The 15,206-nt window shown below is 65.8% G+C and carries 12 protein-coding genes; 9 read left to right on the top strand and 3 right to left on the bottom strand.

The annotated features are described in order from the left end of the window. Together G3N96_RS02545 and G3N96_RS02540 are read right to left on the bottom strand one after the other, a co-directional pair. On the bottom strand, nucleotides 1-886 hold an 886-nt coding region (locus G3N96_RS02545), incomplete at its 3' end, for an NAD(P)/FAD-dependent oxidoreductase (protein WP_206136131.1). 36 nt (nucleotides 887-922) lie between these two features. Next, the gene (locus G3N96_RS02540) at nucleotides 923-2,713 is read right to left on the bottom strand and encodes an acyl-CoA dehydrogenase (protein ID WP_206136130.1); all 1,791 of its coding nucleotides are present in this window, start codon (nucleotides 2,711-2,713) and stop codon (nucleotides 923-925) included. A 589-nt stretch (nucleotides 2,714-3,302) separates the two neighbouring features. Between G3N96_RS02540 and G3N96_RS02535 the strand changes: the two genes are divergently transcribed. Together G3N96_RS02535 and G3N96_RS02530 are read left to right on the top strand one after the other, a co-directional pair. After that, the gene (locus G3N96_RS02535; RefSeq protein WP_206136129.1) at nucleotides 3,303-3,779 is read left to right on the top strand and encodes a hypothetical protein; all 477 of its coding nucleotides are present in this window, start codon (nucleotides 3,303-3,305) and stop codon (nucleotides 3,777-3,779) included. After that, the gene (locus tag G3N96_RS02530) at nucleotides 3,776-4,345 is read left to right on the top strand and encodes a hypothetical protein (RefSeq protein ID WP_206136128.1); all 570 of its coding nucleotides are present in this window, start codon (nucleotides 3,776-3,778) and stop codon (nucleotides 4,343-4,345) included. Before G3N96_RS02535 ends, G3N96_RS02530 begins: the two co-directional genes overlap by 4 nt. A 352-nt stretch (nucleotides 4,346-4,697) precedes the next feature. Here the strand turns inward: G3N96_RS02530 and G3N96_RS02525 are convergent, their stop codons facing one another. Continuing rightward, complete coding sequence (locus tag G3N96_RS02525; RefSeq protein ID WP_206136127.1) at nucleotides 4,698-5,612, bottom strand: alpha/beta fold hydrolase; 915 nt, start codon at nucleotides 5,610-5,612, stop codon at nucleotides 4,698-4,700. Nucleotides 5,613-6,171: 559 nt separating this feature from the next. Between G3N96_RS02525 and G3N96_RS02520 the strand changes: the two genes are divergently transcribed. From G3N96_RS02520 to G3N96_RS02490, 7 genes are all read left to right on the top strand, one after another. Then, complete coding sequence (locus G3N96_RS02520; RefSeq protein ID WP_206136126.1) at nucleotides 6,172-7,311, top strand: ATP-binding protein; 1,140 nt, start codon at nucleotides 6,172-6,174, stop codon at nucleotides 7,309-7,311. A 376-nt stretch (nucleotides 7,312-7,687) separates the two neighbouring features. Beyond that, the gene (locus G3N96_RS02515) at nucleotides 7,688-8,845 is read left to right on the top strand and encodes an efflux RND transporter periplasmic adaptor subunit (RefSeq protein WP_206136125.1); all 1,158 of its coding nucleotides are present in this window, start codon (nucleotides 7,688-7,690) and stop codon (nucleotides 8,843-8,845) included. 20 nt (nucleotides 8,846-8,865) lie between these two features. Continuing rightward, nucleotides 8,866-12,009 (top strand): multidrug efflux RND transporter permease subunit, encoded by a 3,144-nt coding sequence (locus tag G3N96_RS02510; protein WP_124579324.1) that lies wholly within the window; start codon nucleotides 8,866-8,868, stop codon nucleotides 12,007-12,009. Between the two features lie 4 nt (nucleotides 12,010-12,013). Next, nucleotides 12,014-13,456 (top strand): efflux transporter outer membrane subunit, encoded by a 1,443-nt coding sequence (locus G3N96_RS02505; protein ID WP_206136124.1) that lies wholly within the window; start codon nucleotides 12,014-12,016, stop codon nucleotides 13,454-13,456. 108 nt (nucleotides 13,457-13,564) lie between these two features. Further along, nucleotides 13,565-14,254, top strand: coding sequence for a response regulator (locus G3N96_RS02500; RefSeq protein ID WP_089463835.1), 690 nt, complete (start codon nucleotides 13,565-13,567; stop codon nucleotides 14,252-14,254). 50 nt (nucleotides 14,255-14,304) lie between these two features. Further along, on the top strand, nucleotides 14,305-14,511 hold the full coding sequence (locus G3N96_RS02495) for a hypothetical protein (RefSeq protein WP_206136123.1): 207 nt from the start codon (nucleotides 14,305-14,307) through the stop codon (nucleotides 14,509-14,511). Nucleotides 14,512-14,633: 122 nt separating this feature from the next. After that, nucleotides 14,634-15,146, top strand: a complete 513-nt coding sequence (locus G3N96_RS02490) for a DUF3331 domain-containing protein (protein ID WP_185634169.1) — start codon at nucleotides 14,634-14,636, stop codon at nucleotides 15,144-15,146. Nucleotides 15,147-15,206: the final 60 nt, after the last annotated feature.

Raw genomic sequence — 15,206 nt, 5'->3', positions numbered from 1 at the left:
ACGGATGCGTCTTGTAGCGCTGGAATTCCTCGAACGGCGACAGGTACGGGTTCGTGTAGCCGAGGCCCACCACGAAGCCGACCACGACCTGGTTGTTGTCCATGTGATACAGGAACGAGCCGCCGTAGGTGTCCGACTTCAGCGGCCAGCCGGCCGTGTGGATCACGAGGCCCGGCTTGTGCTTGGCCGGATCAATCTCCCACAGTTCCTTGATGCCGATCCCGTAGGCTTGCGGCTCCGCGTTCGCGTCGAGCTTGAACTTCGAGATCAGCTGGCGGCCGAGATGGCCGCGGCAGCCTTCGGCGAACAGCGTGTATTTCGCGTGCAGCTCCATACCGAGCTGGAAGTTCTCGGTCGGCTCGCCGTCCTTGCCCACACCCATGTTGCCGGTCGCGACGCCTTTGACCGAGCCGTCGTCGTTATAGAGAATCTCGGCAGCGGGGAACCCGGGGAAGATCTCGACGCCCAGCGCCTCGGCCTGCTGGCCCAGCCAGCGCGTGACGTTGCCCAGCGAAATCACGTAGTTGCCGTGGTTCTGGAAGTTGGCGGGCAGCGCCCAGTTGGGCGTGGTGACCGCGCTCTTCTCGGACAGGAACAGGAAGCGGTCTTCCGTCACCTCGACGTCGAGCGGCGCGCCGCGTTCCTTCCAGTCGGGGAACAGTTCGTTGATCGCGCGCGGGTCCATCACCGCGCCCGACAGGATGTGCGCGCCGATCTCGGAACCTTTCTCGAGCACGCACACGCCGATCTCGGTGCCTTTCTCGGCGGCCAGCTGCTTGAGCCGGATCGCCGCCGACAGCCCGGCGGGGCCGCCGCCGACGATCACGACGTCGTATTCCATCGATTCGCGCGGGCCGTACTGCGCGAGCAAGTCCTGTGTGGTCAAAATCCTGTCTCCTCCTGCGTCCCGACCGTCAGCCGGTCAGAACTGGTCTTCCGTCAACGCGAGCACGCCCTCGTTGCCCTTCGTGCCGACGATCGACGCTTCGAATGCGCCTGCCTGCACCAGCACGTGCTCCGCATAGCATTGCGCGATCGCGATCTTCGCATCGAAGAACGCCGGGTCGCTCGCACGGTTCGCGTGCGCCGCCACCAGCGCGCGGCCCATCTGCCACCCGCACAGCACCACGCCCGCCAGCTTCAGGTACGGCACGCTGCCCGCGAACACCGCGTTCGGATCCTGCTTCACGTTCGCCACCACGTAATCGACCACCGACGACAGCGCCTTCGCGCCCTTCTCCAGCTGCGCCTTCACCGACGCAGCCGCCGCGCCGTCCAGCTTGCCCAGCGCCGCCACCGTGTCGCCGATCTCCGCGATCAGCGCCTTCGCCACCGCGCCGCCGTCGCGCATCGTCTTGCGGCCCACCAGGTCGTTCGCCTGGATCGCCGTCGTGCCTTCGTAGATCGCCAGGATACGGGCATCGCGGTAATACTGCGCCGCGCCCGTCTCCTCGATGAAGCCCATCCCGCCGTGCACCTGCACACCCAGGCTCGCCACGTCGTTCACCATCTCCGTGCTCCAGCCCTTCACGACCGGCACCAGATATTCGTAGATTGCCTGATGACGGGCCCGCGTCGCCTCGTCCGAATGGCGGTGGGCAATGTCGCTGTGCGCGGCGGCCACGTAGGCCAGCGCCCGCGCGCCTTCGGTCAGCGCGCGCATCGTGCCGAGCATGCGGCGCACGTCCGGGTGATGGATGATCGTCACCGACTGCTTGGCCGAACCGTCCACCGGACGGCTCTGCACGCGTTCCTTCGCGAATTCCGCGGCCTTCTGGTAGGCGCGGTCGGCCACGCCGATCCCCTGCATCCCGACGCCGAAGCGCGCCGCGTTCATCATGATGAACATGTATTCGAGGCCGCGGTTTTCCTCGCCGACCAGGTAGCCGATCGCGCCGCCATGGTCGCCGTACTGCAGCACCGCCGTCGGGCTCGCCTTGATCCCGAGCTTGTGCTCGATCGACACGCAGTGCACGTCGTTGCGTGCGCCCAGCGACCCGTCGTCGTTGACCATGAACTTCGGCACGATGAACAGCGAGATGCCCTTCACGCCTTCCGGCGCGTTCGGCGTGCGCGCCAGCACCAGGTGGACGATGTTGTCCGCCATGTCGTGCTCGCCCCACGTGATGAATATCTTCGTGCCGAACACCTTGTACGTGCCGTCGCCCTGCGGCTCGGCGCGCGAGCGCACCAGCGCGAGATCGGAGCCGGCCTGCGGCTCGGTCAGGTTCATCGTGCCGGTCCATTCGCCCGAGATCAGCTTCGGCACGTAGCGTTGCTTCTGTTCGTCGGTGCCGGCCGTCAGCAGCGCTTCGATCGCGCCGTCGGTGAGGAGCGGACAGAGCGCGAACGACAGGTTCGACGCGTTGAGCATCTCGATGCACGGCGTCGCGATCAGCTTCGGCAGCCCCTGGCCGTCGTATTCGGACGGATGCTGCAGCCCCTGCCAGCCGCCTTCGACGAACTGGCGGAATGCGTCGCCGAAGCCGGGCGTCGCGGTCACGACGCCGTCCTTCCAGCTGCTCGGGTTGCGGTCGCCTTCGACGTTCAGCGGGGCCAGCACCTCGCCGCAGAACTTCGCGGATTCGTCGAGCACGGCCTGCGCCGTGTCGTAACCGGCATCCTCGAAGCCCGGCAACTGCGCAACGGCGTCGATGCCGGCCAGTTCCTTCAGCACGAACAGCATGTCCTTGACGGGGGCGTGATAGCTCATGGTCGATGTTCCAATCAGACGGTATAGGAGGGGCGCTATCGGGCGAGCGGCGGGAAAACCGGCTCAGGCCCGGGCGACGACGTGAGGCATCGTAATCCCAGGGCGGGCGATTCTTATTGTCATATCCGGCCCATGTGGTGACAAAATCGGCCACGGGATTTGGGGGTTGGGCGGGGGAAGGCTGGCTGGGCGGGGGTTTGGGCGGGGGTGGGTTTTATTCTTCCGATGTATCGGCGAGCAATCGACATACCCGGCCGGGGCTATCCGAGTGGCAGCCGCGGCTGGATTGCCGCAATGGCGGTCGCTTGCCAGCCAAGGCGACACGTACGCCGAGATAGGTGAGACGTCCGTTTCGCGTCGGCCATCGGACGCCGAGTTCCGGCCTGTTTGCGGTGGACATTGCTCATCCACGCGTTTGCGCTAAAGAATCGCCTGCGATTGCCGTAATCAGGGATCTATTGGGAAATCGAGTTTCGGGAACGACGTGAAACGGCAATTCTGGATTGGAATCGGGCTAATTTGTGCGGCGCTTAGTGGATGTGCAACCCGGCAACTTGTGGCTACGCCTTTGGCTGAATCACGGATCGGCGTGAAGAGCTACGCAGAGATGTCCTATCAGCCACTTGCACTGAACGAGGCAAAAACGATTGACTTCGACGCGAGCACTTCTCCGGTGGCTCGATTTCCAGACGGCCTTGGCGTCTATGCTCCCTTCTCCCTGGATCAACAGTCCACGGCAACCACTTTGCGCGTCCGCACATGGTTTTCGAGTTCGTGGTTGCCGCTGGCAACTGTGCTGAAGCCGTATGTCATGTTCCTCGATGCTGACAAGCGCGTTGTCAGCAACGTCGAGTCATTCGAGAGCACCGACGGTTCGACCTTCGTGAAGGGCCACTATAGACAAACCTACTTCCTCGTCCCTTCCGGCGCACGATTCTTTATCCTCTACTCGGCTTCGTCAGAATCCGATCGGATGATTCTCACGGCACAAACCGGCAAACGGTGGGCGATCCCCAATGCTTATAGCGGCACGGTAGAGGTAAAACACGAGGTTGCGCACCAATGAAAGTTAAAGCATCGGCGGCGACACTCGTGACTCGATTGGCGATGTTTGCATTCTCCTTGTCGATGACAGGGTGTGTAACAACAAACTACATGCCACCGCCAGGCGTGCCGACTGCAAACGTTCGCTTCCGTGAAATCGGCGAAGGTAGGTTCTACCTCTATCAACCCCCTCCGTTGCCGGGTTGCTACGTGCCGAGCGATCCGCTGGGCGGAGAACCCATTGGCGTGGCGGGTATTCGTTTCAAAGACGATCACACGATCATTCTCTTTTCGACGCATCGACAACAGCCGAGGCTGGGAATGCCGATCGCCGATAAATATATCGACCAAAGTTACTTCGAACTCAGGATGCAAGCCGATCACTTGCTGACGCTGCGCGTTGCCCTTCCGGGACGAGACCAATACGACAGCGCCTTTCGCTTCACCCCCAAATCCGGGGAAAATTATGAGGTAACAGTCCGTTTCGGAACGCCGATGAAGGTCGATGTGTATCACATTGACAGCCGCGACGGACATTACTCCGTCGAGCGTGTTGAGGACCTCGAAATCATTCGGCGATGTTCTTGAACGTGGCGACGCAATCGACCGTTGACGAGTGAGCTCGGGTCATTCGATCTGGCACGGGAAATGCCCGTTTCGGGCCGGCAGCGGCCGCTGCAACACCCTGTAGCGCTGGCCTCGGCTCATCTTTCTGACCGGGGCCCTTTCAAGCAAAGGACAGGCACTACCGGTCATTGAAGTACCGCTCGCAGACGCACGGGTACGGTAACGTCCTCATAGCGCGGGAAAGGGCCACTTGACCTCTGCCACCAACCACGACTCGCAAACGCGCTCCACCGTTCGACCTGCGGCCGACGATCACAACAGGCAAGTGCCCACTCCCTGCGCCCCGATTCGACCGCCCCCCCGAATCAGCCTCCTACTTCACCGCCACCAACGGCCCCACAAACGCCTCGAAGTGCGGCAACCAGATCGGTATCGCGTCCTTGACGGCAAACATCCCGTGCCCGTTCTTGCCAAACGGCGGCTCGACAACCATCTGCCCGCGCCCACCCGCCCCCTGAAAAGCGGCGAACCACGTCGCCACCACCTCCGGCGCGAAATACTTGTCGTTCTGCACGTAATGCCACAGCACCGGCACCCGCGTCGTGCTCGCGAAATGCCCGATCGTGTCCGCCATCTGCTTCGGATCGCACGGCATGCCGGGATGAGTCGTCGGGTTCCCCCCACGCCCACCCGAGAAATTCACCACCGCGACCACCCCCTGCGGCGCGTAGCTCGCCGCCGCCAGCGAAGCAAACCCACCCGCCGATTGCCCGACCAGCACGACGCGGTTTCGATCCACCTGCGGCAACGTCTGCGCATACCGCACGGCCGCGAGCACATCGCGCGCGGCCTGCTGCCCGGCAGCGAGGTAATCGGGATGCCGGCACGAACCCGCATCCTCTTCATCGACCCCGCCCGTCGCCCCATACCCGCGGCGGATCGGCACGATGACCGCGAACCCGAGCTTCACGAACGTCCGGATCTGCGGCAACGCGCGATAGCGGCGCACCTTCGGCCGGTCGCGCGGATCGGGCGGGCTGCCGTGGCTCAGCACGATCAGCGGAAAGGGTCCGGGGCCATCCGGCATGTACGTGGTGGCGACGATGTCGCGCGTGCTCGCCCCCTCATCGACCGGCACCTTGACGACGGTTTCATGCAGATCCGGCGCGATGGACGTGTCGTCGACCGCCGTCGCCGCACAGCCGACGACGGAAGCGATCAACGCGCCCGAGATGAGCACCCGGCCTAATCGGCTGGCGATCCGGTTTCGACGAACGACGATGCTCATGGGTGATCTCTCCACGAATCCGCAGCCGACGGCCCACACTGCCGCGACGCATACGGCGAAGGCGTCAGTGTATCCGGGCGGCGACAGTACGCGCCGCGGCGGCGCCATTCACGGGCGGATAGACCGCGCTGCAACTTCAAGCCGAACTTAACCATCCCCAACGGCAGCGGAAAAACGACGAACTCGCCGCGCGCGTTCCAACGTACACCGAATCATCCTGTCATCCGATGGCCAATTACGTGCGGTAATATTGCGACTCGATGAAGTGAATAGCAAAATCCCGAGCGGACACCATGATTGAAGAACGCATATCGTCCCGCACACATCGCGCTGTTTGGCCGCTGTCCCCGTCGGCCGGGAACGATCCCGTCGATACCAGCCCGGCCTTTTCCGGTCTCGAGCGACATCGCACCTCCGACACACCTGCCGCGGGAAACCTCGACGCCCCGACGCATACCGCTCGCCCGCCGCGATCACACCCCTCCCTTGACGCCACGGCCATCCAACCGCACGACTGTCCCGTCGTGAATCGACGCAACGCCATGCTTTGGAGCACGAAATGAAACTCGGTGGTCTGGGCCGCAAGATTGCGGTGTCGATGGCGGAGCTGGCGCTCGGCATCATGCTGATCGTCGTGCTGATGACCTATGTTTTCTACTACGTGATGCTCCGGCACTGGAGCGAGTTTTGCCACCAGACAAGCTGGATTCCGTCCAACCCCGAGTGGATATGCCTGGGTATCACGCTGCTGATCGGCCTGATACTCGCCATTGTCGTGTCGGCCCGGCTCGCGCATCGGATCCTGGTGCCGCTCAACTCGGTCGCGGACAGCATTCGTCGCGTCGCCAGGGGCGACCTGACCGCGCGCGCCGTCGCCGGCGATCGATCGATTCGCGAAGCCGCGCTGATCGCGGACGACTTCAATGCGCTCGCCGCCCAGCTGCAGCGGATGACGGACGAGCAGGCATTCTGGAATGCCGCGATCGCGCACGAACTGCGTACGCCGGTCACGGTCCTGCGCGGGCGGCTGCAGGGGCTGGCCGAAGGCGTCTTCCAGCCGGGCGAGGCGCTGTTCCGAAGCCTGTTGACCCAGGCGGAAGGATTGACGCGCCTGATCGAGGATCTCCGCGTGATCAGCCTCGCCGAAAGCGGGCATCTGAGCGTCAGTATCCAGGAGACCGACCTGGCGATGCACGTCAAGGCGGTCGTCGAGATGTTCGAGGATTCGCTGGCCGCGGCCGGTCAGCACATGGTGCTCGATCTCGATACGCGGCCCGTGCGCTGCGACGCGTTCCGGATGCGCCAGGCGCTGCTCGCGCTGCTGGAGAATGCACGGCGCTACGCGGTGCCCGGTGCGATCCGCATTCACACGCGGGTCGAAAACGGGACGTGCCAGCTGGTGGTCGAAGACGAAGGTCCGGGCATCCCTGCCGATTGCGCAGCCCGGATCTTCGATGCCTTCCGGCGCGTGGACGATACGCATTCCGACCAGAAAGGCGGCAGCGGCCTGGGGCTGGCCGTGGTGGCGGCCATTGCGCAGGCGCACGACGGAGAAGCATCGTGTCGCCCAACCGCGCGCGGCGGCACGTCGTTCGCGTTGCGCTGGCCCGACAGCCCCGCATCGGTGCGCGCAACCGCGCCGAGCCGGAAGGACCTGCCGTCCACCACGCAGCGCACTGCCGACACCGACCCGCGGTAAACCTCCCGGCGAGCGGTCGACGCGCCTTGCGCGCCGGCCCTGATCCATCCCGCGCCGCCCCCACCGACGCGAACCTCGCAATAGCATCCCCCCGGGCGCCGGCCCGGGCATGCCGATAGCGCACACAGCCCCCGGCATTTCATCAGACGATTGCGTCACTCCGGGACTCGCGCGCCGCCCACCCCGCTTCCGAATAGCGCCACGCCACCTCGGCGCCCATCATCTTCCGGCTCACTCCGCCCGCGAATCGCCCTTCCGCGAATCTTTCACGCCCTCCATCGAACCTCCATCTTTCCGCACAAAAAACTCCATCGGGCGCACGCACACTTCGATCCGAAAATGCGGGCCGCTGGGTGCCTGCGTCTATGGAGTCCACATGAAAAATCAGAAACGAGCCTGCTACGGCGCCGTGTGCGCGCTGGTGGCGGCGATGCTGGCGGGCTGCGGGCCCACCGAACAGCAGGCCGCCGCGCCGGCCACCCCGGTTGCGGCGATGACGCTGGCCGGCGCCCCCCTCGACCTGACCGAAGACCTGCCGGGCCGCGTCGCGGCCGTCCGGATCGCCGAGATCCGGCCGCAGGTCAGCGGCATCGTGCAGCGGCGGCTGTTCGAGCAGGGCACGGAAGTCCGTGCCGGCCAGCCGCTGTTCCAGATCAACCCGGCGCCGTTCAAGGCCGACATGGACACGGCCGCGGCCGCCCTGCAACGCGCGGAAGCCGCGCTCGCGCGGGCCAAGGTGCAGACCACCCGCCTCAAGCCGCTGGTCGAGGCCGACGCGATCAGCCGCCAGGTGTACGACGACTCGGTGTCGCAACGCGACCAGGCGGCCGCCGACGTCGCGCAGGCGCGCGCGACGCTCGCCCGCCGCCAGCTCGACCTGAAGTTCGCGACCGTCGAAGCGCCGATCACGGGCCGCATCGACCAGGCCCTCGTGACCGAGGGTGCGCTCGTCGCCAGCAGCGACAGCCAGCCGATGGCACGCATCCAGCAGATCGACCAGGTCTACGTGGACGTGCGCCAGCCGGCCGCGTCGCTCGAAGCGCTGCGCGGCGCGCTCGCGGCCCAGCCGGACACCGCGGGCAACGGGCTGCCGGTCGACGTGCTGCGCGACGACGACTCGCGCTACGACGTGAAGGGCCGCATGCTGTTCTCGGGCGTCAACGTCGACCCGGGCACCGGCGACGTGCTGCTGCGCGTGCTGGTCGACAACCCGAAGCGCGAGCTGCTGCCGGGCATGTACGTGCGGGCCCGCATCCCGCGTGGGCACTTCGAGAACGCGCTGACCGTGCCGCAACAGGCGATCGTCCGCGCGGGCGGCAAGCCGCAGGTCTGGGTGCTCGACGCCAAGAACCAGGCGCACCTGAAGTCCATTGAAGTGGGCGAGCTGACGAACCGCAGCTATCGCATCAAGTCGGGGCTGCAGGCGGGCCAGAGGATCGTCGTCGAAGGCATGGAGCGCCTGAGCGACGGTGCGCCCGTGACGGCGACCGCCTGGAAGGCGCCTGAAGCGGTCAAGACCGCTTCGTCGCACTGAGTCACGGGGAGCATCCAGTCATGTCCCAATTCTTCATCCGGCGCCCGGTCTTCGCGTGGGTGATCGCCCTCTTCATCATCCTGCTGGGCCTGATCGCCATCCCCGAACTGCCGGTTGCGCGCTATCCGTCGGTCGCGCCGCCGACCGTCACCATTACCGCCACCTACCCGGGCGCCACGCCGCAGACGATGACCGACAGCGTGCTGAGCCTCATCGAGCGCGAGCTGTCCGGCGTCCGGAACCTGCTGTACTTCGAATCGGCGTCGGATACGTCCGGCCAGGCGAAGATCACCGCGACCTTCAAGCCCGGCACCGATTCGGCGATGGCGCAGGTCGAGGTGCAGAACAAGCTCAAGTCGGTCGAGCCGCGCCTGCCGCCCGTCGTGCGGCAAAACGGCGTGATCGTCGAGTCTGCCTCCACCGGCTTCCTGTTGTTCGTCGGCCTGAAGTCGGACAGCGGCCGCTATGACGAAAACGCACTGGCCGACTACATGGCGCGCAACGTCGTCGAGGACCTGCGCCGTGTCGAAGGCGTCGGCAAGGTGCAGCTGTTCGGCTCCGAACAGGCGATGCGCATCTGGGTCGATCCGCAGAAGCTGATCACCTACGGCCTGTCGATGAACGACCTGACGACGGCCGTCGCCCAGCAGAACGTGCAGATCGCCCCGGGCAGCCTCGGTGCGGCGCCCGCGCTGCCGGGCCAGCGCGTGACGGTCCCGCTCACCGCGCAAGGCCAGCTCACGTCGCCCGAGCAGTTCGCGAAGATCGTGCTGCGCGCGAACGCGAACGGCTCGAAGGTCGTGCTCGGCGACGTCGCGCGGGTCGAGCTCGGCCCGCAGTCGTTCACCTTCGTCAACAGCGAAAACGGCAAACCCGCGACCTTCGCCGGCGTGCAGCTGGCGCCGGGCGCCAACGCGGTGAAGACCGCCGAGGCCGTGCGCGAGCAACTGGACATGATCGCCAAGACGATGCCGTCCGGCATGACCTACTCGATCCCGTTCGATACCGCGCCGTTCGTGAAGATCTCGATCGAGAAGGTGATTTACACGCTGATCGAAGCGATGGTGCTCGTGTTCCTGGTGATGTACCTGTTCCTGCAGAACGTGCGCTACACGCTGATCCCGGCGATCGTCGCGCCGGTGGCGATGCTCGGCACCTTCACGGTCATGCTGATGACGGGCTTCTCGATCAACGTGCTGACGATGTTCGGCATGGTGCTCGCGATCGGCATCATCGTCGACGATGCGATCGTCGTCGTGGAGAACGTCGAACGCCTGATGGTGGAAGAAGGCCTGTCGCCGAAGGACGCGACGATCAAGGCGATGAAGGAAATCACCGGCGCGATCATCGGCATCACGCTGGTGCTGACGGCCGTGTTCCTGCCGATGGCGATGTCGAGCGGGTCGGTCGGCGTGATCTACCAGCAGTTCACGATGTCGATGGCCGTGTCGATCATGTTCTCGGCCCTGCTCGCGCTGACGCTGACGCCGGCCCTGTGCGCGACGATGCTCAAGCCGGTCGAGCATGGCCACCACGAGAAGCGCGGCTTCTTCGGCTGGTTCAACCGCCGCTTCGACCGCATGACGAGCTGGTACGAAACGCGCGTCGGCAAGCTGGTCGGCCGCACGGGCCGCGTGATGCTGCTGTTCGTCGCGATTTCCACCGCGCTGGTGTTCGGCTTCCGCATGCTGCCGTCGTCGTTCCTGCCCGAGGAAGACCAGGGCTACTTCATGACCGGCTTCCTGCTCCCGTCGGATTCGACCGTCGAGCGCACGGGCGACGTGGTCAAGACCCTCGAGAAGCATCTCGCGTCGCGTCCGGGCATCGAGTCGAGCATCTCCATCATCGGCTACGGCTTCTCGGGCCTCGGCTCCAACGCGGCGCTGAACTACGCGGTGCTCAAGGATTGGGACAAGCGCGACGGGGCAAACGCGATGGACGAAGCGATGCGCGCGCAGGCCGCGATGGGCGGCGTGACGGAAGGCATGGTCATGAGCCTGTTGCCGCCGGCGATCGACGGGCTGGGCACCAGCTCGGGCTTCACGATGCGCCTGCAGGATCGCGCGAACCAGGGCTACGCGGCACTCAAGGCGGCTGAAGCCAAGCTGCTCGAACTGGCCGCGCAAAGCAAGGTGGTGACCGGCGTCTATCCGGACAGCCTGCCGGCCGGCACGAGCGTGAAGCTGGACATCGACCGCGACAAGGCCGAAGCGCTCGGCGTGTCGTTCACGACCATCAGCGACACGCTGTCGGCCGCGATGGGTTCGACCTACGTGAACGACTTCCCGAACGCGGGCCGCATGCAGCAGGTGATCATCCAGGCGGATGCGCCGGCCCGCATGCAGATCGAGAACGTGATGAAGCTCTACGTGCGCAACGCGACCGGCGGCATGGTGCCGCTGTCCGAAGTGGTGCGTCCGGTCTGGTCGGAAACCCCGCTGCAGCTGGTGCGCTTCCAGGGTTACCCGTCCGCACGGATCTCCGGCGGCTCGGCCCCCGGCTACTCCAGCGGCGCGGCGATGGCCGAGATGGAGCATCTGGCCGCGCAGTTGCCGCCGGGCTTCACGGTCGCGTGGACCGGCCAGTCGCTGCAGGAGCGTGAGTCGGCTTCGCAGGCGCCGATGCTGATGGCGCTGTCGATGGTCGTCGTGTTCCTGGTGCTCGCGGCGCTCTACGAGAGCTGGGCGATTCCGCTGTCGGTGATGCTGGTGGTGCCGCTCGGCCTGATCGGCGCGCTCGCCGCGGTGATGTTGCGCGGGATGCCGAACGACGTGTTCTTCAAGGTCGGGATGATCACCGTGATCGGGCTGTCGGCGAAGAACGCGATCCTGATCGTGGAAGTCGCGAAGCAGTTGCGCGAGGAAGGCATGGGGCTGATCGAGTCGGCCGTGCAGGCATCCAAGCTGCGGCTGCGCCCGATCCTGATGACCTCGCTCGCGTTCGGCCTCGGCGTCGTCCCGCTGATGATCGCGACCGGCGCCAGCGCCGAAACGCAGCACGCGATCGGCACCGGCGTGTTCGGCGGCATGGTGACCGCCACCGTGCTGGCCATTTTCTTCGTTCCGGTTTTCTACGTGTTCGTGATGAGCATCCAGGAACGCCTCTCGGCATGGCGCGCATCCGGCAAGAAGCCCGCCGCCGTGACCCACGAACATGAAGGTTGATGCGATGCGATTACTCATTCTTTCCGCAGCGGTTTCCGCCACGCTCGCGCTGTCGGCGTGCTCGATGGCGCCGAAGCTGGTCAAGCCCGAGCTGCCGGTGCCGACCGCCTATACGACCGCGGTCGCGGCCGACCAGCACGCGAACGCGGCCGATCTCGGCTGGCGCTCGATGTTCGGCGACCGTCGCCTGCAGCGCCTGATCGAGCTCGCGCTCGAGAACAACCGCGACCTGCGCCTGGCCGCGCTGAACGTCCAGGCTGCCGAAGCGCAGTACGGCATCCAGCGTTCCGCGCGCCTGCCGTCGATCGGCGCCGGCGCGAGCTTCACGCGCCAGCGCACGGCCGCCGACTCGCAATCGAACCCGCCGCTGCTCGAGAACACGCAGAACCAGTACGGCGTGAACATCGGTCTCAGCGCGTTCGAGATCGACCTGTTCGGCCGCGTGAAGTCGCTGTCGGATGCGGCGTTCGCGCGCTACCTCGCGACCGATCACGGCCGCCGGGCGGTACAGATCGCGCTCGTCGGCTCCGTGGCCAACGCGTATTTCGCCGAGCGTCTCGCGCAAGAGCAGCGCGCGCTGTCGGAACGCACGCTGAACGACTGGCGCCAGTCGCTCGACCTCGCGCGGCGCCTCAAGCTCGCCGACCAGGCGAGCGGCGTCGACATCGCGCAGGCCGAAGGCCAGGTCGCGAGCGCCAGCGCCGATCTCGAGGCGCGTTCGCGCGCCGTCGAGCAGGCGGGCAACGCGCTGCGGCTGCTGGTCGGCACCGACCTGCCGAAGAACCTGCCCGATCCGCTGTCGCTGGAACGCCAGCCGGTGATGACCAAGCTGCCGGCCGGACTGCCGTCGGAATTGCTGTACCGCCGGCCGGACATCCAGCAGGCCGAGCAGAATCTCGTCGCCGCCAACGCCGACATCGGCGCGGCGCGCGCGGCATTCTTCCCGCGCCTGTCGCTGACGTCGTCGATCGGCTTCCTCAGCCCGGGGCTGGGCAGCATGTTCGACGGCGGCCAGCGCGTGTGGAGTTTCGCGCCGCAGGTCACGCTGCCGATCTTCCAGGGCGGCCGGCTGCGTTCCGAGCTGAATCTCGCGGAAGTGCGCAAGTCCAGCGCGGTCGTCGAGTACGAACGCTCGATCCAGACGGCGTTCCGCGAAGTGGCCGACGGCCTCGCCGGGCGCGAGACCTTCAGCCGCCAGATCGACGCGCAGACCAAGGTCGTCAGGAGCGCCGAGCGCCGGACCGATCTCGTGAACCTGCGCTATCGCGCCGGCATCGAGGATCGGCTGGAACTGCTCGACTCGCAGCGCCAGCTGTATGCCGCGCGCCAGACGTTGCTGGATCTGCGCAACGCCGAACTGGGCAACGCGGTCGCGCTCTACAAGGCGCTCGGTGGCGGGCTGACCGACACCGACGTGCCTCCCGCCAACAGCGTGGCAAAAAACTGAGCAATGGGCCGTCGCCCATCCGTTCGCGACGACTGAAAGCACGGTGAAGTCCGGCGGCGCACGTGCCGCGCCGCCGGATCGCCAACACGCTCACTTCCAGTGAACCCGATGAACCCTCTGATACTCATTGCCGAAGACGATCCGGAGATCGCCGACATACTCGACGCGTATCTCGCCCACGACGGCTTTCGCACCTACCGCGTGGATCACGGCCAGGCCGTGCTCGACGTGGAGCCCGTCCTGAAGCCCGACCTGATCCTGCTCGACGTCAGGATGCCGAAGAAGGACGGCTGGGAGGTCCTGGTCGAACTGCGCCGCCGCAGCGACACGCCGATCGTCATCATCACGGCGCTCGACCGCGAGATCGATCGCTTGCAGGGGCTGCGTTTCGGCGCGGACGACTACATCACGAAGCCGTTCAATCCGGCCGAGGTGGTCGCGCGCATCCGCGCGATCCTGCGTCGTTTCGAAACGGCCACGTCCGGGCGCTTCATCAAGGTCGGCAACCTTGAAATCGACACGCAAAGCTATCTGACCACGGTCCGCACCGACACCGGAGCAACCGGCGTCTCGCTGACGCTGACCGAATTCCGGCTGCTCGCGCACCTGGCCGGCTCGCCGAACCGCGTGTTCACGCGCAGCGAACTGATCGACGCCTGCCTCGCCGACGTCGATGCGCTGGAGCGCACCGTCGACAGCCACATCAGCCGGCTGCGCAAGAAGCTCGAATGCGCGGGCGCGTCCGGGATGCCGGAAGTAATGCGCGGGGTCGGCTACCGGCTGCGCAGCACCCAGTGAACGCGCGTCACGGATCGCGACGGGGCGCGGCACGGATCGTCGGACTCCTGATGGTCGCCGTCGTGCTGACGATCGCGACCGGATGGTTCGTCGCCTACGGCCTGCTCCTGGCCGTGTCGTCTCCCGCGACCGGCAACCCGATCGCGGTGGTGATCCGGGAGACGCCGAGCTATCTGATGCTGGCGGCCGTATTGCTGGCCGCGCTGGTCGCGACGCTCGTCGATCTCGTCAGACTGGCGCGCAGAACGGGCTCGTAGCAACAGGCCGACGCGCATTGCACGCCGGCGGCCGCGCCGTGATTCCGTTGTTTTCGAATCGTTGTCGGAAAAACGTCATTTCCAGAGATCTGGTCAACCGCATGCGCGCAGCGAGGGTCGAAATGAGCAATCAGGGCAATGTCTCTTCGTCGATCGATGGCGATGCTCACGAACGGGAAAGCAGCGACGATTCACGGATCGGCTGCGTCACGTTGATTCCGATCGGCGCAATCGAACCGGAGGAACGCTGGCGCCACATGATGCACGCGCTCAACGCATGCAGCGACGGCGCGCGCATCAACCGGCAGCGCAAGGACGGCGCGGTCGATTCACGCAGAAAGATGACTTCGGGCGATCGATCGAGATGCAGCGCAACGATCGATATCCTCGATCAACCGACGGCCGGCACGGTAGTGCTGTCGTGGCGGGATTCGACGGGCGGACATTATGGCTATCAAAACTGGCACAAAGGATTTGCCCGACGGCCAGGGTTATGCGCGATGAGCGGGATGCCCATCACCCCGGGCGACGAGATATTTCGGCCGAGCGCGCGAAATGGCCGGCCGACGAACGGGGCCGCGATGATTCTCGCGATTCACATCGTGTGCATCGACTTTTCCCGGATCACGACATAGACGTGGCGCCCTTCCCACTCCCGGCCGGGCGCCGCCGCTGCCCGGCGCCTGGAAACCGGG

This window comes from Burkholderia sp. Se-20373 (assembly GCF_017104705.1).
Lineage (GTDB): Bacteria > Pseudomonadota > Gammaproteobacteria > Burkholderiales > Burkholderiaceae > Burkholderia.
The sequence above is the reverse complement of the archived record's forward strand: the minus strand, read 5'-3'. Positions and strand labels throughout refer to the sequence as shown.